The sequence below is a fragment of the Micromonospora sp. NPDC005305 genome (genome assembly GCF_040607315.1).
In the GTDB taxonomy this organism is placed as follows: Bacteria; Actinomycetota; Actinomycetes; order Mycobacteriales; family Micromonosporaceae; genus Micromonospora.
Window position 1 is genome coordinate 35,058 of the sequence record NZ_JBEXGL010000023.1, and the last position, 23,718, is coordinate 58,775.

Sequence of the window (23,718 nt, forward strand, 5' to 3'; positions counted from 1 at the left end):
GCCGCCGTGGCGGTTGATCCGAGTTCCGCGGGGCACGTGCGAGACTAGATAACCATGAGCGACCCACGGATCACCTCGTCGATCTTCACCCGCGGCGCGGTCGACCTCAGCGCGTTGCGCGGCACCCCGGAACCCTCCCGTCCCACCGCCCCGAGCCAGGCCGGCCCGCCGGCCGGCGTGCCCGGCGGCCCCCCGCCGGGTGGCGGCGTGGACGTCATCGACGTGACCGAGGCGACCTTCCAGTCCGAGGTGTTGGAGCGGTCGCTGACGACCCCGGTGGTCGTGGACTTCTGGGCCGAGTGGTGCGAGCCCTGCAAGCAGCTCTCGCCGGTGCTGGAGCGGCTGGCCGCCGAGGGCGAGGGCGCCTGGGTGCTCGCCCGGGTCGACGTCGACGCCAACCCGCGGCTCGCCCAGATGTTCCGGGTCCAGGGCATCCCGATGGTCTACGCGGTGGTCGGCGGGCAGCCGATCGACGCCTTCTCCGGCGTGGTGCCGGAGGCCCAGCTCCGCCAGTGGATCCAGGCCATCCTCAAGGCCGGTGGCGTCACCGTCGCCGAGCCGGAGGACCCGCGGCTCACCGAGGCCGACGACGCCCTGATGTCCGGCGACCTGAAGGCCGCCGAGGCGGCGTACCGGAAGATCCTGGCCGAGAGCCCGGCGGACAGCGCGGCCGAGGCCGGCCTGGCCCAGGTCGGGGTGGCCCGCCGGGTGGCCGGCGCCGACCCACGCGCCGCGCTCGCCGCCGCCGAGCAGGCGCCCGACGACATCGAGGCCCAGCTCCTGGCCGCCGACATCGAGGTGCTCAGCGGGCTGGCCGAGCAGGCGTACGCCCGGCTCATCGGCCTGGTCCGCCGGACCGCCGGCGACGACCGGGAGAAGGTCCGCCAGCACCTGGTGTCGCTGTTCACGATCGCCGGGCCGGACGACCCCGCCGTGGCGGCCGCCCGACGCGCCCTGGCCAGCGCCCTGTTCTGAGTTCACCGCACGCCAGCGCGGGCCGGCGTACCGGCCGGCCCGCCCGACCACCGAGGACGGGAGCCCATGATGCGCCGGATCGCCGTCCTCGACGCGCCGACGAACCTCGGCCTGCGCCCACCCACGTCCACCTCAGTCCCGGGCTGCGTCAAGGCGCCCGGCGCGCTGCGCGACCACGGCCTGCTCGCCCGGCTGCGGGCCCGCGACGCCGGCTGCCTCACCCCGCCCCGGTACGACCCCGGTGACTGGCGCCCCGGCGACGGGGTCTGCCACGCACCGGAGATCTCCGGCTACTCGGTGGCGCTCGCCGACCGGATCGGCGCGATCATCGACCGGGGTGAGTTCCCGCTGGTGCTCGGCGGGGACTGCTCGGTCCTGCTCGGCTCGGCGCTGGCCATGCACCGGCTCGGCGAGGCGGTCGGCGGGCGGATCGGGCTGGTCTTCGTCGACGGCCACTCCGACTTCCGGCACCCCGGCAACGCCTCCTACGTGGGCGCGGCGGCGGGGGAGGACCTGGCCCTGGTCACCGGCCGGGGTCAGGCCGACCTGGCCGCCATCGAGGGGCGGCGTCCCTACTTCCGGGACATCGACGTGGTGGTCCTCGGCATCCGCGCCCAGGACGAGTACCGGCTCGACCTCCAGGCCGCCGGCATCACCACCCGGCCGGTGCCGGCGCTGCGCGCCGAGGGCGCGGCCCGCACCGCCCAGTGGGCGCACGAGCAGTTGGCCGACTGCGCCGGCTACTGGGTGCACATCGACGTGGACGTGCTCGACCCGGCCGTGATGCCCGCGGTCGACGCGCCGGACCCGGGCGGGATCGCGTTCGCCGAGCTGGAGATCCTGCTCGCCGGCCTGGTGGACACCCCGCACTGCCTCGGCGTCGAGCTGACCGTCTTCGACCCGGACTACGACCCCGACGGGTCGTACGCCGCCGAGATCGTCAACACCGTGGTGGCCGGGCTCGCGCCGGTCGCGGCACCCGGCGCGACACCGCCCCGGCTGCTGCCGGCCGGCCCGGTCGCCCCGGCGCCCCGCCCCGGCAACGGCCGGCCACCGGCGCGCGACGTGCTGCCCGGCCCGGCGGCCGTTCCCGCGCCCGCGGTGGCCGTGGAGCCGATCGGCCCGGCCCCCACGCGGGCCGGGGACGAACCCCCCGACACCGACGGCGACCGCCCGGCCGAGCCGTCTCCCGGCCCGTCCGGCCCGGGGCTGCTGCGGCGGGCGTCGGACGCGGACGGCCCGGACGGCCCCGAACCGGTCGGGCCGCTGGCGTCGGCCGGGCCCGGCCTGCTGCGCCGGGTGGCCGAGCCGGAGGACGCGGAGGGGACCGCGCCGGATCCGACCCGGCCGGGCGCGGACATCGTCTGATCGGCGCCCGGCTCGCCTCAGCGGGCCGCGAGGCCGCGCAGGAAGCGCTCGGCGATCGGGACCGCGCTGGTGGTGCTCGACCCGCCCTGCTCGACGAAGACCGCGAACGCGACGTCGCCCTGCCAGCCGACGAACCAGGCGTGGGTGTGCGCCGGGTTGTTGTCGTACTCGGCGGTGCCGGTCTTGCCGTACACCGGCTCGCCGGGAACGTCCGCCAGGGCGCCGGCCGTGCCGCCGGTGACCACCGCGCGCATCATCGTCTTCAGCGCCGTCACCGACTCCGGCTTGAGCGCCGCGCCGGCCGGGGCGGCCTTCGCCGGGGCCGGGTCGAGCAGCAGCTTGGGCTGCTCCCAGTGGCCGCGGGCCACGCCGGCGGTGGCGCCGGCCAGGGCGAGCGGGCTGACCACGGTGGTGCCCTGGCCGATCGCGGCGGCGGCCTGTTCGGTGGCCGAGCCGTTGACGGAGACCTTGCCGGTGAAGACGTCGGTGCCCAGGTCCCAGGGCGCCTCCAGGCCGAGCGTGCGGCCCGCCTGCGCCAGCCCGTCCGGACCGAGCTTCGGGGCCAGGAAGGTGAAGGCCGTGTTGCAGGACTTGGCGAAGTCGGTGGTGAACGGGACGTCGCCCAGCTCGAAGTTGTCCGAGTTCTTGAAGGACCGCCCGTCGACCTCGAACGTCTTCGGGCAGCGCACGGTCGCCTCCGGGGTGACCGCGCCCCGGTCGAGCAGGCCCAGGGCGCTGACCATCTTGAAGGTCGAGCCGGGTGGCACCTGGGCGGTGAAGGCGAGGTTCTCGCCGGCCGCCCCGGGGCCGTTGGCGGCGGCCAGCACGGCGCCGTCGCTGATCCGGACGGCCACCAGGGCGGAACGCCGGGCCTGCCCGCGCAGCGCCGCGTCGGCGGCGTTCTGGGTGGCCACGTCGAGGGTGGTCTTCAGCGGCTGGCCGGCCCTGGGCTCGCTGCGGTACGCCTCGACCCCGCTGGGTGCGGTGGTGCCGTCCGGGGCGGGGCGTTCGGTGATCACGGTGACCCCGGGGGTGCCGCGCAGCCGGTCGTCGTAGCGGCCCTGGAGGCCGCCGTGGCCGACCAGGTCACCGCGGACGTACTTGTCGGGGTGGGCCTTGAGGTCGTCGGCCTGGGCCGGGTCGACCGAGCCGAGCAGGGCCCGGGCGAACTCCCGCGTCGGCGCCAGGAAGAGCTTGTCGGACTGGAACTGGGTGCCGGGCAGGTCGTAGATCCGGGGCTTGATCTGCCGGTAGGCCTCGTCGCGCAGGGTCACCACCTCGACGAGCGACCCCCGCTCCGCCTCGCTCAGGCGTTTCGGCAGGTCGGACAGGTCGACCGGCGGGGTGAGCGCGGGCCGGACCGCCTTGAACGCGGCGTCGAGCTGCCGGACCAGGGCCTTGGCGTCCTTGACCTCGGCGGGGTTCACCTGCACCCGGACCACCGGGCGGGGCGCGACGAGCGGGGCTCCGGCGCCGTCCAGCACGCCGGCCCGGGGCGCGGCCTCCCGGCGCAGCGCGAACCGGTCGCCGGACTCCAGCTTCTCGTGCACGACGCTCGGCTCCCAGATGACCTGCCACTGGTCGTCGGAGCCGTGCCGGAGGCGTACCGGGTTCTCGTAGGTCCAGGTGGTGGCACCGGGCAGCGGCCAGGTGAGCCGGACCCGCGCGGTGGCGATGTCCGCCTCGACCTTCACGTCGCCGGTGCGCTCCAGCTTCGGCGGGCTGCCGGCCAGCTCGCCGGCGAGCGACCGGAGCTCCTTGGTCACCTCGGCCGCCGGCACCTTGGCGCCGGTCGGGTCGATGAAGCCGACCGCCTGGAGGTCGCCGGAGCGCCAGCCCTTCAGGAAGGCGTCGACGCTCCGCTCCGGCCCGTCCTCGCCCGAGCACGCGGTCAGCGCGCCCGCCGCCAGCACGGTGGCGGCCAGCGCCACGAGGGCCCGACGGGGAGGGGAGAGACGGCGGTGGACGGGGTACGACAGGAGCATGAAGCGGTCCCTCCGGTACGAAACTGCTCTGCACGCTAGTACGACGCGCGGCTCGCCACCGCCCCGGCACGGCCCTTGCGCAGGCAAAGAGTGCCGTGTGGCAGTGTGATGAACATCGCCAGTCCGGGTACTCCACGACCGGCCGACCACGGACCCGCAACGGGTGAAAGGACAGAGTCCCGATCCGGACGTCCGGCCAGTGGTCCGCCGACGAAGGGGCACAGCGGCAGGCCTAGGCTGGGCGGCAGAGTGACCCACAACGCGGTGGGTCGAGGGGAGTGGCACCGATGGACCGGCGTCCGGCGATCAAACCGGGACCCGACCTCCGGCAGGCTGACACCAGCCGGGACGATGACAGCTTCGATTCGGCGACCGACGGGGACGGTTTCGGCCGTCTCGACACAGGAGTGACCGGGATGACCGGTTCCAGCATCGACACCCTCTACGACCTGGGCCTGCCCGCGCAGGCGCTGGGCGACGAGACCGAGGACGAGCTGGACGAGCCGGTCCCCAACGCGGAGCGCCTGGTCGCCCAGGCGGTCGCGCTGGCCGGTGACGACCACGACGCGGCCACCCTGGTGGGCCGGTTCTGGCGGTTCGCGCCGGACGAGGAGCTGATCGGCTTCACCGCCGAGGAGATGCTCGACGCGGCGCGGGCCCACCGGGACCTCGCCCAGCAGCGCGTGCCGGGCGAGCTGAAGCTGCGCATCCACGAGCCGGACGCCGAGCAGCACCACACGGTGATCGAGATCGTCACCGACGACATGCCGTTCCTGGTCGACTCGGTGACCGCGCTGCTGAACTCGCACCACCTCGACGTGCACCTGCTGGTGCACCCGCTGGTGGTGGTCCGCCGCGAGCCGCTGGGCCGGTTGACCGAGGTCTCGGCGGACGTGGAGCCGGACGACGCGATCGCCGGCGACCTGGTCGAGAGCTGGATGCGGATCGAGATCGACCCGGTCCGCGACGCGGCGGAGCGGGAGAAGCTGCGCCGGGAGCTGCAGCGGGTGCTCACCGACGTGCGGGAGGCCGTCGAGGACTGGCCGAAGATGCGGCAGCGTGCCCTGGCCCTCGCCGACGAACTGGCCTCGGCGCGCACCTCGGACAACCGCCCGCCGGTGCCGGAGAAGGACATCACCGACTCGGTGGAGCTGCTGCGCTGGCTGGCGCACGACCACTTCACCTTCCTCGGCTACCGGGAGTACCGGCTGGTCGACACCGACGGCGCGGACGGCGGCCAGGCCCTGGAAGCCGTCCTCGGCACCGGGCTGGGCATCCTGCGGTCCGACTCGCCGGAGGCCCGGTCGCTGAACTCGATGACGCCCGAGGCGCACGAGAAGGTGCTGGAGAAGCGCCTGCTCATCATCACGAAGGCCAACTCGCGGGCCACCGTGCACCGCTCGGCCTACCTCGACTACATCGGCTTCAAGATCTTCAACGAGGCCGGCGAGGTGGTCGGGGAGCGGCGCTTCCTGGGCCTGTTCTCCACGGCGGCCTACCGGACCAGCGTGCAGGAGCTGCCGGTGGTCCGGCGGAAGGTCGCCGAGGTGCTGGACCGCTCGGGCCTGAGCCTGCGCAGCCACTCCGGCAAGGACCTGCTGCAGATCCTGGAGACCTACCCCCGCGACGAGCTGTTCCAGATCAAGACCGACGACCTCTACCACGCGGTGATCGGTGTGCTCCGCATGGCCGGCCGCCGGCAGCTGCGGGTGTTCCTGCGCCGGGACGCGTACGGGCGGTTCATCTCCTGCCTGATCTACCTGCCCCGGGACCGGTTCACCACCCAGAACCGGCTGCGCATGCAGGACATCCTGCTGCGCGAGCTGAACGGCGTCGGCGTCGACTACACGACCCGGGTGACCGAGTCGATGCTGGCCCGGGTGCACTTCATCGTCCGGACCGACCCGAACAGCCCGCCGGGCGAGATCGACGCCGACCTGCTCGCCGAGGAGCTGGCCGACGCGACCCGGCTGTGGGACGACGACTACCGGCTGGTGCTGGAGCGCAAGCTCGGCGACGAGCAGGCCAAGCACCTGTTCGCCCGGTACGCCGACGCCTTCCCGGAGGGCTACAAGGACGGCCACACGCCGTACGAGGCCATGAAGGACCTGGCCAAGCTGGAGCTGCTGGAGGAGCCGGGCCAGCTGGAGATGCACCTGTTCCGCAAGCAGCTCGCCCCGCGCACCAACGGCGCCGGGCGGGCCGTCCAGGTCGACGAGAGCATGGACGTGCGGTTCAAGGTCTACCGGTACGGCGAGCCGATGATGCTCTCCGCCGTGCTGCCGGTGCTGCACTCGCTCGGCGTCAAGGTGGTCGACGAGCACCCGTACGAGGTGGAGCGCGTCGACGGCCGGATCTGGCTCTACGACTTCGGGCTGGAACTGCCCGAGGCGCACCAGGAGCTGGCCGAGGTCCGCCCGCACGTGGAGAACGCCTTCGCCGCCGCCTGGCGGGGCGAGGCCGAGGTGGACGGCTTCAACGAGCTGGTGCTCCGGGCCGGTCTCACCTGGCGACAGGTGGTGGTGCTGCGGGCGTACGCGAAGTACCTGCGGCAGGCCGGCACCGTGTTCTCGCAGGAGTACATGGAGCAGACCTTCATCGCGTACCCGACGATCGCCTCGCTGCTCGTGGACCTCTTCGAGACCCGGTTCCGGCCGGGCGCGTCCCCGCTGGACGAGCGCCGGCAGCGCAGCGGCGAGCTGGTCACCGCGATCGGCGAGGCGCTGGACGACGTGGCCAGCCTCGACCAGGACCGCATCCTGCGCTCCTACCTGACGTTGATCCAGGCCACCCTGCGCACCAGCTTCTACCAGCGGCCGGTGGGCGGGCGGCCCAAGTCGTACGTCGCGTTCAAGCTGGACCCGCAGGCGATTCCGGAGCTGCCGGCGCCGCGACCCAAGTTCGAGATCTTCGTCTACTCGCCCCGGTTCGAGGGCGTGCACCTGCGGTTCGGGCCGGTGGCCCGGGGCGGCCTGCGCTGGTCCGACCGGCGCGAGGACTTCCGCACCGAGGTGCTCGGCCTGGTCAAGGCACAGATGGTGAAGAACGCCGTGATCGTGCCGGTGGGCGCCAAGGGCGGCTTCGTGCTCAAGCAGAAGCCGGGCGACCGGGACGAGGCGGTGGCCTGCTACAAGGAGTTCGTCGGCGCGCTGCTCGACGTCACCGACAACATCTCCAGCGGCGAGATCGTGCCGCCGGAGGACGTGGTCCGGCACGACGCCGACGACCCGTACCTGGTGGTGGCGGCGGACAAGGGCACGGCGACGTTCTCGGACATCGCCAACGAGATCTCCGCCGCGCACAACTTCTGGCTGGGCGACGCGTTCGCCTCCGGCGGTTCGGCCGGCTACGACCACAAGAAGATGGGCATCACGGCCCGGGGCGCCTGGGAGTCGGTGAAGCGGCACTTCCGGGAGCTGGGGCACGACACCCAGACGCAGGACTTCACGGTGGTCGGCGTCGGTGACATGTCCGGCGACGTGTTCGGCAACGGGATGCTGCTCTCGAAGCACATCCGGCTGGTGGCCGCCTTCGACCACCGGCACATCTTCCTGGACCCGGACCCGGACGCGGCCACCTCGTGGGACGAGCGGAAGCGGCTGTTCGACCTGCCCCGGTCGTCCTGGGAGGACTACAACGCCGAGCTGATCTCGGCCGGCGGCGGGGTGTACCCGCGGACCGCCAAGTCGGTGCCGGTCTCGCCGCAGGTGCGCGCGGTGCTCGGCCTCGATGACGACGTCACCCAGCTCAGCCCGCAGGAGCTGATGAAGGCGATCCTCACCGCGCCGGTGGACCTGTTCTGGAACGGCGGCATCGGCACCTACGTGAAGGCGTCGACGCAGACCAACGCCGAGGTCGGGGACAAGTCCACCGACGCCATCCGGGTGGACGGCAAGGGCCTGCGCTGCCGGGTGGTCGGCGAGGGCGGCAACCTGGGCTTCACCCAGCACGGCCGGATCGAGTACGCCTCGGCCGGCGGCCGGATCTACACCGACTTCATCGACAACGCGGCCGGGGTGGACTGCTCCGACCACGAGGTGAACATCAAGATCCTGCTCAACACGGCGGTCGCCGACGGCGCGCTGGACGTGCCGGAACGCGACGAGCTGCTGGCGCAGATGACCGACGAGGTCGCCGAGCTGGTGCTGCGGGACAACTACGACCAGGCGCGGGCGCTGAACAACGCCCAGGCCCAGGCCGCCTCGCTGCTCCCGGTGCACCGCCGCATGATCAGCGACATGGAGCGGTCGGGCGCGCTGGACCGGGCGCTGGAGGCGTTGCCGCCGGACGAGGAACTGGCGGTACGCGGCGAGACCGGGCTGACCGCGCCGGAGTTCGCGGTGCTGCTCGCGTACGTGAAGATCGTGCTGGAGCGGGAGATCGTCGCCGAGGGGCTGGCGGACGAGGAGTGGACGACCGACGTCCTGGTCAACTACTTCCCGACCCCGCTGCGGGAGCGGTTCGCCGACCGGATGGGCCAGCACCGGCTGCGCCGGGACATCGTCACCACGGTCCTGGTCAACGAGGCGATCAACCGGGGCGGCATCACGTTCGTCTTCCGGGTGGTCGAGGAGACGGCCGCGTCGGCGGCGGACGTGCTGCGGGCGTACGTGGTGGTCCGTGAGGTGTTCGGGCTGCGCGAGCTGTGGGACGCCGTCGAGGCGCTGGACAACAAGGTCTCACCCGACCTGCAGACCAGCGTCTACCTGGACACCCGGCGGCTGCTCGACCGCGCGGTGCGCTGGCTGGTCACCAACCGGCGCTCGCCGATCGACGTGCCGGGGGAGATCGCCCGCCTGCGCGACGGGGTGGCCCGGCTCCTGCCGGGGCTGGAGAACCTCTTCTACGGCACCGAGCGGGAGGCGATCGCCGCCCACATCGACTCGCTGACCGGCCGGGGGCTGCCTCGCGACCTGGCCGAGCAGGCGACCCGGCTGATGTACAGCTTCGGCCTGCTCGACGTGGTGGAGACCGCGCAGTCGACCGGCCGGGACGTGAGCGAGGTGGCCTCGGTCTACTTCGTCCTCTCCGACCGGTTCCGGGTGGACTCCCTGCTGTCGAAGATCTCCCTGCTGCCGCGGGAGGACCGCTGGCAGACCCTGGCCCGGATGGCGCTGCGCTACGACCTGTACGCCGCGTTGGCCGCGCTCACCGCGGAGGTCCTCGGTTCCACTCCGGACAGCCTCCCGCCGGTCGAGCGGGTGCAGGAGTGGGAGCAGGCGAACGCCACCTCGATCCACCGGGCGCACCGGGCGATGGGGGAGTTCGACGAGTCCCGGGCCGACCTGTCCGCCCTGTCGGTGCTGCTGCGGCAGATCCGCACCCTGGTGCGGACCTCGGCCGCGGCCTGACGCGGTACGCACGCCGGACGCGGCCCGGTGGTCGGGTGACCGACCACCGGGCCGCGCCCGTTTCGCGGCGCCCACCCGACCAAGCGGGTCGGGTGACCGATCACCGGGCCGCGCCGCTTCACGCCAGGCTGGCGAAGGCGATGACGTTGTCGACGTAGCTGCGGCTGCTCTCGTCGAACGTCCCACCGCAGGTGACCACCCGCAGGCCGGGCTTGTCGGACGGGCCGTACACCAGTTCGGTGGGGAAGGCCGCCTTCGGGTACGACTTCACCTCGGTCACCGTGAAGGTGGCGGCCGAGCCGTCCTCCCGGGCGATCGAGATGGTGTCGCCCCTCCGGAGTGCGCCGAGGTTGAAGAAGACGGCCGGCCCGAGCTTGGCCGAGTCGACGTGGCCGACGATCACCGAGTTGCCGGCCTCGCCGGGGCTGGGCCCTGGGGAGTACCAGCCCGCCTTCATGGCCTGCTCCAGCGGGGGCACCTGGACTGTGCCGTCCGGGTTCAGGCCGAGGGTCATGATCTCGGCGTGCACGCCGATCCGGGGGATCGAGATGATCGTCGGGGTCGAGCGGGGCAGTCCGGCGGCAGTGAGGTCCGGGTGCGGGGTCACCGCGGAGTCGTCGTCGACGGATGCCTGGTCGGCGGTTTCCGCGCCGATGCCGCCGGTGGGGCCCGGGATGGCGGTCGGCGACGGCGACGGCGACGGCGACGGGTCGGCGGGCCCGGCCTGGGCGAGCGGCTGGGGCGGGCGGGCTGGCGGCACGGTCCGCACCGATGCCCCGATCATGCCTGCGCCCACCATGCCGAGCAGGACGACGACAGCGGCGCCGGCGGCGCGCCACGGTTTCCCGTGACGGCCGCCGGCCCGTGTCGCCGTCCGGTCAGACGAGGTCATCGCCCCGGCGCCGGCGCAGCAGGATCATCCCGCCCAGGGCGGCGGCACCGATGACGCCCACCCCGCTGGCGGCCATGTTGCGGTCCAGGCTGGTGGTGGTCATGCCACCGTCACCGCCGTCGACGTGGCCACGCGGCATGCAGTCCTTGCGGTCCTCGTCCTTGCGGTCGTGGTCCTTCTTGTTGTCGTCCTTGCTGTCCCAGCTGCGGTTGTCCCAGTCCTTGCGGTCCTCGTCCTTGCGGTCCTCGTCCTTGCGGTCCTCGTCCTTGCGGTCCTCGTCCTTGCGGTCCTCGTCCTTGCGGTCCTCGTCCTTGCGGTCGTGGCCCTTCTGGTCCTCGTCCTTGCTGTCCCAGCTGCGGTTGTCCCAGTCCTTGCGGTCCTCGTCCTTGCGGTCCTCGTCCTTGCGGTCGTGGTCCTTCTGGTCCTCGTCGCGCCGGTCCTGGTCCTTGGCGTCGTGCTCCTTGTTGTCCCGGTCGTTGCGCTCGTCGTCCTTGCGGTTCTCGTCCTTGCGGTTCTCGTCCTTGCGGTCCTTCTCGTCGCCCGGCTGGTCGGCGACCAGGCCGCCGCCCTGGCCGTCAGCGCCCGGCTGCCAGGAGTCGCTGCCCTGCCAGTCGTTGTGCTCCTCGCCCTTGCCGTCCTGGTCCTTGCCGTCGTCGTGCTTGCCGTCGTCGTGCTTGCCGTCCTGGTCCTTGCCGTCGTCGTGCTTGCCGTCGTCGTGCTTGCCGTCGTCGTGCTTGCCGTCGTCGTGCTTGCCGTCGTCGTGCTTGCCGTCGTCGTGCTTGCCGTCCTGGTCCTTGCGGTCGTGGTCCTTGCGGTCCTCGTCCTTGCGGTCGTGGTCCTTGCGGTCCTCGTCCTTGCGGTCCTCGTAGCTGCGGTCCCAGTCCTTGCGGTCCCAGTTCTTGTGGTCCCAGTTCTCGTGCTCCCCAGAGCAGGTACCGGGAAGACTGATCTGCGGCTTGGCGACCGCGTTCGCGCTGGCCGCGTTCGCCGCCCCGGGCGAGAACAGCAGCAGGGACGCGCCGCCGAGAGCGGCACCCGCAACGAGCTTCCCGAGCATCTTCTTAGCCATGACCTGCGTCACTCCATCCCTTTTTGTCCTGAGCCCGCCTTCAGTCGAGCTACGACCGACGTTAGACCGTTTCGTGACTTATCCGGGGAAAGATTCGTGTTTAAGAGTTTGTTGGCGATGGGAGCGGTACGGGTGCTACGCCGCTTTTAGTGGTCTCGCGGGCGGCTGGGGCAGGGGTGTGTCCGCTCGGCCGCTCGCGCGTCGACTGCTGTCGGCCGTGCCGTGGCGTGGCGCACTAGGCCGGTCTGCCCGGCTTCCGGCTATCGGCGCCGTTTTCGGCGCGGCCTGGGTTTTCAGTCCCGGTCGTCCGGGACCGAGCGCATCGAACCATTGCCATGGAAGCGCTCCCATGCAAGAATCGCTGCACGCGGTTCGGGGAGCCACACCGCGAGTTCAGACGTCGAGGGCAGCCGGGTCACCGGACGGCGTCCGACTCCTCGGCCGGTCCCGTGCGGGCCGGTCGCATCACCACCATGACGCCCGTCCGGGTCGGGCACCCCCCGAATACACCCGTGGCGCCGACGATCCGTCCCCTGGCGGACGCCCGAGCGCCCTTCCACCGGGCCGTACGCGGATCCGGTCTCGCCCAAGGAGATCAGTGGCATGAATCTGTGGAGAAGGCTGTCCGGCCGCAGCCGGGCGCTAGCGCTGACCGGCGCGGGCGTCCTGGTCGCCGGTGGACTGGTGACCCTCCCGGTCACCGCGGCGCAGGCCGCGACCCAGTGCAGCGTGGACTACACCACCAGCGACTGGCCCGGTGGCTTCACCGCCTCGGTGACCATCAGGAACCTCGGCGACCCGCTCAGTTCCTGGAACCTCGGCTTCACCTTCCCGAACAGCGGCCAGCGGGTGCAGCAGGGCTGGTCGGCCAGGTGGTCGCAGAGCGGCCAGAACGTCACCGCGCAGAACGAGTCCTACAACGGCTCGCTGGGCACCGGCGCCAGCACCAGCATCGGCTTCAACGGCGCCTGGAGCGGCAGCAACCCGAAGCCGACCCAGTTCACGCTGAACGGCACGGTCTGCAACGGCGGCACCACCAGCCCGACGCCGACCAGCCCGACCCCGACGCCGACGAGCCCCAGCCCCACGCCGACCAGCCCCAGCCCGACGCCGACCACGCCGGGCCAGAAGGTCGACAACCCGTACGCCGGGGTGAAGGGGTACGTGAACCCCGAGTGGAAGGCCAAGGCCGAGTCGGTGTCCGGCGGCAGCCGGGTGTCGAACAACCCGACGGCGGTCTGGCTGGACCGGATCGCCGCGATCGAGGGCACCGACGGCAGCAGCTCGAACGGTTCCATGGGGGTCCGTGACCACCTGGACGCGGCTCTCGCCCAGGGCGCCGGCTACATCCAGTTCGTCATCTACAACCTGCCCGGCCGGGACTGCTCCGCGCTGGCCTCCAACGGGGAGCTGGGCCCCGACGAGCTGCCCCGCTACAAGGCCGAGTACATCGACCCGATCGCCGCGATCCAGGGCGACGCGAAGTACAAGAACCTGCGCATCGTCAACATCATCGAGATCGACTCGCTGCCCAACCTGGTGACCAACACCTCGGGCAACGCGGGCGGCACCGCGATGTGCGACACGGTCAAGGCCAACGGCGCGTACGTCAACGGTGTCGGCTACGCCCTGGCGAAGCTGGGCGCGATCGGCAACGTCTACAACTACATCGACGCGGCGCACCACGGGTGGATCGGCTGGGACAGCAACTTCGGCCCGGTCGCCGACCAGCTCAAGGCCGCCGCCGTCGCGTCCGGCAGCACCGTCCACAACGTGCACGGCTTCATCGTCAACACCGCCAACTACTCCGCGCTGAAGGAGCCGTACGTCAAGGTCACCGACTCGGTGAACGGCCAGACCGTGCGGCAGTCCAAGTGGATCGACTGGAACCAGTACGTCGACGAGCTCTCGTTCGCCCAGGCCTTCCGGCAGAAGCTGGTCTCGGTCGGCTTCGACAGCGGTATCGGCATGCTGATCGACACGTCCCGCAACGGCTGGGGCGGCACCGCCCGGCCCACCGGCCCGGGCCCGCTGACCAGCGTCGACGCCTACGTCGACGGGGGTCGGATCGACCGGCGCTACCACACCGGCAACTGGTGCAACCAGGCCGGCGCGGGCCTCGGCGAGCGGCCGCGGGCCAACCCGGAGTCGGGCATCGACGCGTACGTCTGGGTGAAGCCCCCGGGTGAGTCGGACGGCTCCAGCACGGCCATCCCGAACGACGAGGGCAAGGGCTTCGACCGGATGTGCGACCCGACCTACACCGGTAACGCCCGCAACGGCAACAACCTGTCCGGCGCCCTGCCGAACGCGCCGATCTCCGGTGCGTGGTTCCCGGCCCAGTTCCAGCAGCTGATGCAGAACGCCTACCCGCCGCTCTCCTGATCCGGCGGCCGGCCCACCCGCCGCGGCGGGAGTGAGGCACCGCCGCGCGGGTTCCCCGGGCCCCTGGTCGACCCACGTCGACCAGGGGCCCCCGGGGCGCTCAGGGGACCGTTCTCTCGATCGCCGCCCGGCCCAGCTCGGCCAGGTCGCGGCGGGCCTGTTCCAGGTTCTCCGGGGTGGGGTCCTGGCCCCGGGCCGTCACCAGGTCCTCGGGATCCCACGGCTGCTCGGCGCCGGTCCGGATGTTGTCGCCGCCCGCCCCGGTGCCGGTGCCGGTCGCCCCGGTCCCGGCCGCGTACGGGTCGCCGAGGATGTCGGGCGAACCGGTGTCGGGCACCGCGCCGTCGGGCTCGGTGAAGACGGGATTGTTGGGGTCGGTGCCATCGGTGCGCAGCTGCGGCACCGTGCTGTCGTCGTCCACCGCGGCGGCCACCTCGGGGGTCTCCTCCAGCGGCCGCTCGCCACCGCGGTCACGATCCGTCATGCTGCTGCCCTCCTGTCCCGTTCCGTGATCCCCACGGCGTACCCCGTGCGGGCCCGGCCATGCCGACGGCCCCGGGACGGGCGTCCCGGGGCCGCGGTCAGTGCTCGTCGGCGGCGCGTGGCTCCGGCGGCTCGGTGGGGCGCAGCCAGTGCCAGAGCAGCATCAGCAGCCCGAAGACGAGCATCACCAGACCGGCCCAGAGGTTGATCCGGACGCCCTGCGCCTTGTCGATCTCGGCGGACGAGTCGAAGAGGCCCATCAGACCCACGATCAGCCCGTACGCGACGAACAGCCCGCCGATCACCCGGCGGATGTCGAACAGCCGCGCCGCCGCCGACCGGGCCTCCTCGGCCTCGGTCTCCTCGACCAGCGGGTCGTGGGCCTCGCCCCGGGGGTGGCGTTCGGGGTTGTCTGCCATGGCGTGCCTCCCTTTCTCAGAAGACCGGGATGTAGAAGAGAGCGGCGAGGACCACGGCGATCACGCCGAGCAGTACGGGCGAGCGGTACCAGGCGGCGTCGCCGGCCAGCGAGTCGTCCTTCAGCGTGGCGTCGCTCAGGCCGTAGACCAGGCCGGTCAGCTCGTCGTTCCGCTTCGGCCGGGTCAGCGGGGTGAGGATCGCCGCCACGACGGCGACCGTCACGAAGGCGAGGCCCGCGCCCCAGAAGCTCTCCTCCAGGTCGGAGTTGAAGCGGACGACGTGGCCCAGGTGCAGCAGGTAGGTCCCGATCGCCACCACGGTGCCCGCCAGCAGCGACCAGAAGCCGGCGAGCGGGCTCATCCGCCGCCAGAACATGCCGATGATGAAGGTGCCGAAGAGCGGGGCGTTGAACACCGAGAACAGGGCCTGGATGTAGTTCATGATGTTGCTGAACCCGGCCGCGATGAACGCCGTGCCGATGCCGACCACCACCGCCACCACGGTGGCGATCCGGCCCACCTTCACGTAGTACTCGTCCGGGCGGTCCCGCCTGAAGTACGCCTGCCAGATGTCGTACGTGAACACGGTGTTGAAGCCGCTGACGTTGGCGGCCATGCCGGCCATGAACGAGGCCACCAGGCCGGTGACCGCGATGCCGAGCACCCCGTTGGGCAGCAGGTCGCGCATGAGCAGCGGGATCGCGTTGTTGTAGACCAGGTCGCCCTCCTCGGCGCCGAGTCCCTTGACGGTGACCAGGGCGATCAGGCCGGGGATCACGGTGACCAGCGGGATGAGCAGCTTCGGGTACGCGCCGATGATCGGGGTCCGGCGGGCGGCGCTCATGTTCCGGGCGGACAGCGCGCGCTGCACCTCCGCGAAGTTGGTGGTCCAGTAGCCGAAGGAGAGCACGAAGCCGAGGCCGAAGACGATGCCCAGCCAGTGCGCGCCGAGCGGGTTGTCCGTGCTGCCGGTGTTCTGCCAGGCGTGCAGCCCGGCCTCGCCGAGCTTGGAGTCACGCACCGCGTCCATCAGGCCGTTCACGCCGCCGACCTTCACGAGGCCGATGACGGTGATCGGCACGAGGCCGGCGATGATCACGAAGAACTGGAGCACCTCGTTGTAGATCGCGCCGGACAGGCCGCCGATGGTGATGTAGGCCAGCACGATCGCCGCTCCGACGACGATCGCCACCCAGAGCGGCCAGCCGAGCAGCGCCTGCATGATGAGCGCGAGCGCGTAGAGGTTCACGCCGGCGATGAGCACCTGGGCGACCGCGAAGCTGATCGCGTTCAGCAGGTGGGTCGGCCGGTTGAAGCGCAGCCGCAGGTATTCGGGGACACTGCGGACCTTCGAACCGTAGTAGAAGGGCATCATCACGATGCCGAGGAAGACCATCGCCGGCACGGCGCCGATCCAGTAGTAGTGGACCGTCATGGCGCCGTACTGGGCGCCGTTGGCCGCCATGCCGATGATCTCCAGAGCGCCGAGGTTCGCCGAGACGAAGGCGAGGCCGGTGACCCAGGCGGGCAGTGACCGTCCGGAGAGGAAGAAGTCGACACTGGTGCGGATGGCCCGACGCGCGGCGAAACCGATGCCGAGGACCGTGATGAAGTAGAGCGCCAGGATCAGGTAGTCCAGGGCGTTCATGTCCAACCGAAGACCGCTACCCATCCCGTGCTCCCTCCGTGGCGACGCTGCGCCCGCAGGTACCCAGTTTGCGAAATTTCATGCCCGGAGTGCGGTCTGGCACACAGGGCGAAGCCCCGGCCGTCCACCGGCCGGGGCTCCGAGGCGACGTGTCGTCAGCGGCCGAGGACCCGGTCCAGGAAGTCCCGGTAGCCGCGCACGGCCACCCTGAGCTGCTCGGTGTCGGTCGAGCCGGACTCCTGCCAGCTGCCCAGCTTGGTCTTCTGCTCCCGCAGCGCGGCGGAGAGCGCCTCGATGGCCTCCTCGACGAGCGACTGCGCCTCACCGACGGCGGCCCGCGGGTCGTCCACGAAGCGGAGCTGCACGTCCCGCCAGCGGTCCCGGAAGTCCTGGGCGGTCTCCGCGGCGAAGAGGGTGGCCGCGTCCGCCGGCACGGCGCCCGGTGTGGGCCGGGCCGCGCCGGCCAGGGCGGCGCCGGCCGCGCCCGCGCCGGCCGCGGTGGTGCTCGTGTCCGGATCGACCATCGCCGGCTCGGCGCTGCCGTACCCGGCCCCGGCCGCCGGAGCGTCGTCGCGCGTCACGCCGGAGTCGGCGGCCTCCCAGCGGTCCGGGTCGTGCAGGCGGTCGCCCGCCTTCGGGTCGGCCCGCTCGTCGTCGAACGCGTCGGTCCGGCCCGGAGCGCCGTCGCCCGGCACGGCGGTGTCCTCGTTGCGCGGGTCCCGCTCGTCCTCGGGCCGGCCGCTGGCCATCGCCGAGGCGGCCACCGCGTCGCCCACGGAGGTCGCCCCGAAGGCGGTCGGCAGCGGCGCCGGGTCGTGGTACACCGGCCGGTCGTCGGCGTCGGCGGCCTCCGCGTCGCGAAGGTCCCCGGCGTCGTACGCCCGGGTCTCGTCGAGTTCCGCGTCCCGGCGGTCGGCGCCCTCGCCGGCGACCGCCGGGTCGTCGAAGGTGCCCCGGTCGTCCAGCGCGTCCTCGGGCACCTCGGCCCGGGCGGCCCGATCGGCCTCGGGCCCGTCCCCGGCGGTCCGGTCACCCGGGGGCGGGACCGGCACCGGCGCGGACCGGACGGCCTCGGGGTGGTCCTGCGTGGCCTGCTGCTCTTCCTGACGCATGGCGGCGGCCTCCTCAGCGGCTCGTGGCGTCGTGCTCGTGGTCGGGGTGGCGCTGCGCCGGCGGCTGGTGCCCCACCGGGTCCTCGCCGAGCAGGTCGGCGAAGAGGGCCCGGTAGTGCACGAGCGCCTGGCGGAGTTCCTCGGTGCCGGCCTCGCCGCGTTCGTTGCGCAGCCGGATGTCGTGGGCGTCCCGGTAGTGGGTCAGGGTGCGGGCGTGCTCGACGGAGAGGTGGGCGATCTGTTCGGTGAAGTCCCCGGTGGGGTACCCGCGCTCCGCGATCAGCCGGGTGACCAGTTCGTCGGCGTCACCGACGGTTTCGGCGGGGGAGTCGACGAAACGCACCTGGAGCTCCTCCCAGGCGGCGGCGTACCGGGCGCGGGACTCCGCGCTGAGCGGGGTCAGCTCCAGCTCGGCGTGGCGGCGTTCCCGCTCCCGCAGCTCCCGCTCGGCGGCGCCGCGGCTGTCCTGCTCGGCGACGGCCCGGTCGTACTCGGGGCCGAAGCGCTGCCTGAGGGCCCGGCGGCGGCTGGCGACCACGGCGACCGCGGCCAGCGCCGCGAGCACCAGAACGACGATGACTATGACGACTACCTGCGTGGGCGACATGGCTCCTCCTTCGCCCGCTGGTATTCCCTCCGGTCCGTGATCGCCAATCCCGATCGGCGGTACTTTCCTGCGCGATCGTGCCCCCGCAGCCTCCCACGGGACGGCCGGGCACACACCCGTTTCCCGCGGCGAAGAGTGGACCCGTTCCAGAGACGGCGCTCGGGTGATGGATCGGCGGGCCCGGCGTCCGCGCGAGCGATGAGCGACCTGGCCCAACGAGCCGGTTCTCCGTACGCCCCCTTTGGACGAACCTCCCGCCGGTCCCTTCCGGCGGTGCGTTCCCGTCCAACGGTGTCCACTGCGAACATTCCGGACCGTAGTGAGGGGCGAGACGGCCGGTAGTGCATCCGGCTGGGATTACGTATTCTGCCCAAGGCGCCCGGGCCGGGGCCCGGCGTCGTGGCCCTTCCGGCCGGTGCCGGCGCCACCCCTGCGACACCTTCCCCCGGGCGAGGTTGGATGAACACCCGAGACTGGCCGATCCGCGCCAAGCTGACCGCGCTGGTCATCGGTCCGGTGACCGGGCTGCTGGCACTGTGGATATTCGCCACCACGCTGACCTTCGGGCCGGCCCTCGACCTGCTCGCCGCGCGTACCCTCCTGTATGACCTGGGCCGGCCCGGTGAGAGCGTGGTCGCCGAGCTGCAACGGGAACGCCGGCTCTCGGTCGTCCAGCTCGCCGGCGACACCGCCCTGCCGGCCCTGGCCGAGCAGCGCGCCCGCACCGACCGGTCGATCGCCGAGCTGCGTCGCCACGTCGACGGGGAGAAGCTCCGCGACGCCGCCGACGACCTGCTCGACGCCCGGCTCGACCAGCTGGTCTCCGCGCTCGACGCGCTGCCCGCCGGGCGGGGCTTCATCGACGGCCGGAAGGTGGACCAGGCCGGCGCCGTCGGGCTCTACAGCGGGATGATCGGCTCCGCCTTCCAGACCTTCGCCGCCATGGCCACGCTCCCCGACGCCCAGCTCAACCGGCAGGCGCTGGCGCTCACCGGGCTGGGCCGGTCCCGGGAGCTGCTCGGCCAGGCCGACGCCCTGCTGGCCGGCGCGGTCACCGCCGGCCGGTACGCCGAGGGTGAGCACGAGCAGTTGGTCCGCACCATCGAGAACCAGCGCTTCCTGGCCGAGAACGCGGTGGCCGACCTGCCGGCCGCCGAACGGACCGGCTACCAGCGGCTCACCGAGGGGGAGGCGTTCGTCCGGCTGCGCGCCCTCCAGGACACCCTGGTCCGCGCGCGCGACCTGCCCGCCGGGTTCGACATCCGGGCCTGGGAGACCAGCCACGCCGCCGTCGCGCAGGGCCTGCGGGACTTCGAGCTGCGCGGCGCGGACACCCTCACCGAGCGGTCCGTGCCGATGGCGGTCCAGATCCTGGTCCGGCTCGCCGCCGCCGGGCTGCTCGGCCTGGTCGCCATCGTGGTCTGCGTGCTGGTGGCGCTGCGGGTCGGGCGGTCCCTGGACCGCCGGCTCACCGGGGTACGCACCGCCGCGCTGGAGATGGCCGAGCACCGCCTGCCCGACGTGGTGGCCCGGCTGCGCCGCGGCGAGGAGGTCGACGTCGCCCGCGAGGCGCCCGAGCTGGACCACGGCGGCGACGAGATCGGCCAGGTGGGGCGCGCCTTCAACGAGGTGCGCCGCACGGCCGTGCAGGCCGCCGTCGACGAGGTCACCCTGCGCCGCGGCCTCAACGAGGTCTTCCTGAACATCGCCCGGCGCAGTCAGGGTCTGGTGCACCGGCAGTTGGCGCTGCTGGACCGGCTGGAGCGGCGCACCGAGGACCCGGACGAACTGGCCGGGCTGTTCCAGGTCGACCACCTGGCCACCCGGCTCCGGCGGCACGCCGAGGACCTGGTCATCCTGGCCGGCGCGGCCCCCGGCCGGGGCTGGCGCAACCCGGTCGCCGCTGTCGACGTGGTGCGCGGCGCGATCTCCGAGGTCGAGTCGTACGACCGGGTCGACGTGGGCGAGGTCCAGCCGGCCGGGGTGCTCGGCCGTGCCGTCGGCGACCTGATCCACCTGCTCGCCGAGCTGATCGAGAACGCCACCGTCTTCTCCCCGCCCGGCACCCGGGTGGACATCAGCGGTCGCACGGTGCCCGGCGGCTACACCGTGGAGGTCACCGACCGGGGGCTCGGCATGTCACCGACGGCCCTGGCCGACGCCAACCGCAAGCTGTCCCACGCCCCGGAGTTCGACCCGGCCGACAGCGCCCGGCTCGGCCACTTCGTGGTCGCCCGGCTGGCCGCCCGGCACGGCGTCCGGATCGAGCTGCGGCCGGCCGCGCCCGGCGGGATCACGGCCGCCGTGTTCGTCCCGTCGGACCTGGTCACCGCCGAGCCGGCGATCGGCCCGACCGGCCCGGACGCCGACCGGCCCGGGCGGGACGACCGGCGGATGGCCAAGGTGACCCGGCTGGCCACGGTCCCCCGGACGCGGGCCGCCCGGCCCGGCCGGGACCGCCCCGAGTCGGCGGTCGTGCCGCTGCCCGCCGGCCGTCCCTCCGCCGTCGAGACGCCGGCGGACGGCGACGGCCTGCCGCGCCGGGTCCGCCGGCGCGGGCCGGCGGCCCGCCCCCGGCCGGTCGTCGCGGACAACCCGGCGCACCGGCCGCCCGAGGAGGCCCGGCGAGCCATGTCCGCGCTCCAGGCGGGCACCGCCCGGGGGCGCCGCGACGGCTCCCGCGCCGCCGCCGACCCCGGCGCCGCGCGCCGCGGGCCCACCTCGACCGCGGCGGCCGGCGGGCCGGCCGCCGATCCCACCGCCGCCCCGGACCGGGCCGGCGCTCCGTCCACCGACGCGGCCCGCACCCGGGCCGCCGAGCCCTCCCCGCCCGAACCGGCGGCGGCTCCGGACCAACGAACCGCGACTGAGAGGGACGCCTAGTGGTGCACACGACGCGGCAGAACGCCGATCTCGACTGGTTGCTCGACGACCTGGTGGAGCGGGTGCCGGGCGCCCGCCAGGCGGTGGTGCTGTCGGCGGACGGTCTCCTGCTCGGCGCGTCCGCCGAGCTGGACCGCACCGACGCGGAACACCTCTGCGCCCTGGCCTCCGGTTTCTCCAGCCTCGCCAAGGGGGCCACGCGCCACGTGGGTGGCGGCGCGGTCCGGCAGACGGTGGTGGAGATGGAGTCGGCGTACCTGTTCGTCACGGCCGCCGGGCAGGGCGCCTGCCTGGCGGTGGTGAGCGACGCCGACGCCGACATCGGCCTGGTGGCGTACGAGATGGCCATGCTGGTCATCCGGGTCGGCGAGAACCTCAGCGCACCGGCCCGCACGGCGGCGACCGATGTGGGCTGAGTCGCCGGGCCCCCGGCACGAGTGGCTGGACGCCGCCGCCGGCCCCGTGGTCCGCCCGTACACCGTGACCGGCGGCCGGGTGCGCCCGCCGGTCGACGGCTTCGACCTGGTGGCGTTCGTGCTGACCACGCCCGGGGCCGACCCGGCCGGCGTGCCCGGCCTCCAGCCGGAGCACCGGCGCCTCGTCGAACTGACCCGCCGGCCGGTGGCCGTGGCCGACCTCGCCGCCGACCTGGATCTCGCCGTCGGCGTGGTCCGGGTGCTGCTCGGCGACCTCCTCGCCCGGGGGCTGGTCACGGTGCGCCGGCCGGCCGCCGCCCACCTGCCCGACGACAACATCCTCAAGGCGGTGGTCAGTGGACTCCGTGCGCTTTGACCGGGAGCCGGCCGCGCCGCGGGTGCCGCTGGCTCTGAAGATCCTCATCGCCGGTGGCTTCGGCGCGGGCAAGACCACGCTGGTGAGCGCGCTGAGCGAGGTCCGGCCGTTGCAGACCGAGGAGGTGCTGACCGGCGCCGGCATCGGCACCGACGACGTCTCCGGGGTGGAGCAGAAATCGACCACCACCGTGGCCATGGATTTCGGCCGCATCACCATCAACGACGATCTCCAGGTCTACCTGTTCGGCACCCCGGGCCAGGACCGGTTCTGGTTCCTCTGGGACGAGCTGGCGTTCGGGGCGCTCGGCGCCGTGGTGCTCGCCGACACCCGGCGGCTGGCCGACTGCTTCCCCTCGATCGACTACTTCGAGCAGCGGGGCATCCCGTTCGTGGTGGGCGTGAACTGCTTCGACGGGTCCCGCCGGTTCAGCCTGGAGGCGGTCCGCGACGCCCTGGACCTGGACCCGGACGTGCCGCTGGTGCTCTGCGACGCCCGGGACCGGCAGTCCGGCAAGCTGGTGCTGATCTCGCTGGTCGAGCACGTCGCGCGGCAGCGCGGCGAGCCGGTGCCGGTGGGCTGACCCCGTTCCGCCCGCCGGCGGGCCGGAAAGCCGGTGCCGGGAATGACGCCTAACCGGCCGGCTCACCGGGAAGCCTCTGGTTGGATCGACGGTGAGACGGCGGAAGGGTGGGAGCGGTGACCGGGCAGGACGCGATCGTCCACATCGGGGGCTACACGGCGGAGGCGGGTGGGCAGGCCGAGGGCATCGTGGCCGCCCGGCGCGACCCGGCGACGGGGGCGCTGACCCCCCTCGGCACGGTGGCGGTCACGCCGTCGCCGTCGTTCCTCGTCCGGCACCCGGCGTTGCCGGTGCTCTACGCGGTCAACGAGCTGGCCGAGGGGCAGGTCAGCGCCTTCCGGGCCGGTCCGGGGGGTGACCTCGACCCGCTGGGCGTACGGGCGACGGGCGGGGCGGAGCCCTGCCATCTCGCGGTGGCGCCGGACGGCCGGCACCTGTTCGCGGCGAACTACGGCGGCGGGAGCGTCGCGGTGTTCCCCCTCGACGCCGACGGGACGCCGGGGGAGCGCAGCGACCTGATCCGGCACGAGGGGCACGGCGCCGACCCGGAACGGCAGGGGCGGGCGCACTGTCACATGGTCTCGCCCGACCCGGCCGGCGGTCCGCTGCTCGCCGTCGACCTGGGCACCGACTCGGTCTACCGGTACGACCTCGACGTCTCCTCGGGGCGGCTGGTCCCCCGCGCCCCCCGGCTGCGGACGCCGGCCGGCACCGGGCCCCGGCACCTGGCCCGGCACCCGGACGGGCGGCGTTGCTGGCTGGTCGGCGAGCTGGACGGGACCGTCACCGCGTACGACGTGACCCCGGACGGGCTGCACCAGCGGGCCCGGGTGGACGCCAGTGACCGGGCCGGGCACGTGCAGCCCTCCGAGGTCGCCGTCGGGCCGGACGGCCGCTTCCTCTACGTGGGCAACCGGGGGGTGGGCACGGTCGCGGTGTTCGCGCTGGCCGGGGAGGCGCCCGAGCTGGTGGCCGAGGTGGACACCGGTGGCGAGTGGCCGCGGCACTTCGCCCTGGCCGGTGAGCACCTCTACGTGGCCGACGAGCGGGCCGGCATGATCAGGATCTTCCGGGTGGACCCGGGCACCGGGGTGCCGGAGCCGGTGGGGGAGCCGGTGCCGGTGCCGAGTCCCACCTGTGTCCGTCCGTGACCGGGCGGTCACCGG

General features: G+C 73.2%; 16 protein-coding genes and 1 pseudogene. 9 read left to right on the forward strand and 8 right to left on the reverse strand.

Annotated features, from left to right (window positions below; genetic code table 11):
• Positions 1-54 precede the first annotated feature (54 nt).
• Together ABZS80_RS27800 and ABZS80_RS27805 are read left to right on the forward strand one after the other, a co-directional pair.
• Positions 55-975: a tetratricopeptide repeat protein gene (locus ABZS80_RS27800; protein ID WP_355060380.1), complete on the forward strand. Its 921-nt coding sequence runs from the start codon at positions 55-57 to the stop codon at positions 973-975.
• 66 nt (positions 976-1,041) lie between these two features.
• Positions 1,042-1,977 (forward strand): annotated as a pseudogene (locus tag ABZS80_RS27805) (arginase family protein); the annotation flags it as partial.
• A 383-nt stretch (positions 1,978-2,360) separates the two neighbouring features.
• Here the strand turns inward: ABZS80_RS27805 and ABZS80_RS27810 are convergent.
• On the reverse strand, positions 2,361-4,328 hold the full coding sequence (locus tag ABZS80_RS27810; RefSeq protein ID WP_355060382.1) for a penicillin-binding transpeptidase domain-containing protein: 1,968 nt from the start codon (positions 4,326-4,328) through the stop codon (positions 2,361-2,363).
• A 287-nt stretch (positions 4,329-4,615) separates the two neighbouring features.
• Here ABZS80_RS27810 and ABZS80_RS27815 point away from each other — a divergent pair, with 287 nt between their 5' ends.
• Positions 4,616-9,679, forward strand: coding sequence for an NAD-glutamate dehydrogenase (locus tag ABZS80_RS27815; protein ID WP_355060384.1), 5,064 nt, complete (start codon positions 4,616-4,618; stop codon positions 9,677-9,679).
• A 118-nt stretch (positions 9,680-9,797) separates the two neighbouring features.
• Here ABZS80_RS27815 and ABZS80_RS27820 read toward each other — a convergent pair whose 3' ends face one another.
• Both ABZS80_RS27820 and ABZS80_RS27825 read right to left on the reverse strand, forming a co-directional pair.
• The gene (locus ABZS80_RS27820) at positions 9,798-10,571 is read right to left on the reverse strand and encodes a class F sortase (RefSeq protein ID WP_355060386.1); all 774 of its coding nucleotides are present in this window, start codon (positions 10,569-10,571) and stop codon (positions 9,798-9,800) included.
• Positions 10,558-11,640 carry a hypothetical protein gene (locus tag ABZS80_RS27825; protein ID WP_355060388.1) on the reverse strand — a complete coding sequence of 361 codons (1,083 nt, stop codon included), beginning with the start codon at positions 11,638-11,640 and terminating at the stop codon, positions 10,558-10,560. The genes ABZS80_RS27820 and ABZS80_RS27825 overlap by 14 nt, the downstream gene beginning before the upstream one ends.
• A 603-nt stretch (positions 11,641-12,243) precedes the next feature.
• Between ABZS80_RS27825 and ABZS80_RS27830 the strand changes: the two genes are divergently transcribed.
• The gene (locus ABZS80_RS27830; RefSeq protein ID WP_355060390.1) at positions 12,244-14,025 is read left to right on the forward strand and encodes a glycoside hydrolase family 6 protein; all 1,782 of its coding nucleotides are present in this window, start codon (positions 12,244-12,246) and stop codon (positions 14,023-14,025) included.
• Positions 14,026-14,125: 100 nt separating this feature from the next.
• Here the strand turns inward: ABZS80_RS27830 and ABZS80_RS27835 are convergent, their stop codons facing one another.
• The 5 genes from ABZS80_RS27835 to ABZS80_RS27855 all read right to left on the reverse strand — a co-directional run bounded on the left by ABZS80_RS27835 (position 14,126) and on the right by ABZS80_RS27855 (position 18,294).
• Positions 14,126-14,509 carry a hypothetical protein gene (locus tag ABZS80_RS27835; protein ID WP_355060391.1) on the reverse strand — a complete coding sequence of 128 codons (384 nt, stop codon included), beginning with the start codon at positions 14,507-14,509 and terminating at the stop codon, positions 14,126-14,128.
• 97 nt (positions 14,510-14,606) lie between these two features.
• Positions 14,607-14,927 carry a hypothetical protein gene (locus ABZS80_RS27840; protein WP_355060393.1) on the reverse strand — a complete coding sequence of 107 codons (321 nt, stop codon included), beginning with the start codon at positions 14,925-14,927 and terminating at the stop codon, positions 14,607-14,609.
• Between the two features lie 16 nt (positions 14,928-14,943).
• A complete protein-coding gene (locus ABZS80_RS27845; RefSeq protein ID WP_355060395.1) occupies positions 14,944-16,599 on the reverse strand; it encodes a sodium:solute symporter family protein in 1,656 nt (551 codons plus the stop codon).
• A 131-nt stretch (positions 16,600-16,730) separates the two neighbouring features.
• On the reverse strand, positions 16,731-17,687 hold the full coding sequence (locus ABZS80_RS27850; protein WP_355060397.1) for a hypothetical protein: 957 nt from the start codon (positions 17,685-17,687) through the stop codon (positions 16,731-16,733).
• 13 nt (positions 17,688-17,700) lie between these two features.
• Entirely contained in the window at positions 17,701-18,294 is a 594-nt protein-coding gene (locus ABZS80_RS27855) for a hypothetical protein (RefSeq protein ID WP_151461048.1), read from the reverse strand.
• Positions 18,295-18,753: 459 nt separating this feature from the next.
• On the opposite strand from ABZS80_RS27855, the gene ABZS80_RS27860 reads away from it, so the two are divergent.
• From ABZS80_RS27860 to ABZS80_RS27880, 5 genes are all read left to right on the forward strand, one after another.
• Positions 18,754-21,177, forward strand: coding sequence for a nitrate- and nitrite sensing domain-containing protein (locus ABZS80_RS27860; RefSeq protein ID WP_355060399.1), 2,424 nt, complete (start codon positions 18,754-18,756; stop codon positions 21,175-21,177).
• Positions 21,177-21,593 carry a roadblock/LC7 domain-containing protein gene (locus tag ABZS80_RS27865; RefSeq protein ID WP_151461050.1) on the forward strand — a complete coding sequence of 139 codons (417 nt, stop codon included), beginning with the start codon at positions 21,177-21,179 and terminating at the stop codon, positions 21,591-21,593. The genes ABZS80_RS27860 and ABZS80_RS27865 overlap by 1 nt, the downstream gene beginning before the upstream one ends.
• Positions 21,583-21,969, forward strand: a complete 387-nt coding sequence (locus ABZS80_RS27870; protein WP_151461051.1) for a DUF742 domain-containing protein — start codon at positions 21,583-21,585, stop codon at positions 21,967-21,969. Before ABZS80_RS27865 ends, ABZS80_RS27870 begins: the two co-directional genes overlap by 11 nt.
• Positions 21,950-22,552, forward strand: coding sequence for an ATP/GTP-binding protein (locus ABZS80_RS27875; RefSeq protein ID WP_107078959.1), 603 nt, complete (start codon positions 21,950-21,952; stop codon positions 22,550-22,552). Before ABZS80_RS27870 ends, ABZS80_RS27875 begins: the two co-directional genes overlap by 20 nt.
• 116 nt (positions 22,553-22,668) lie before the next feature.
• Positions 22,669-23,703: a lactonase family protein gene (locus ABZS80_RS27880; RefSeq protein ID WP_355060402.1), complete on the forward strand. Its 1,035-nt coding sequence runs from the start codon at positions 22,669-22,671 to the stop codon at positions 23,701-23,703.
• Positions 23,704-23,718: the final 15 nt, after the last annotated feature.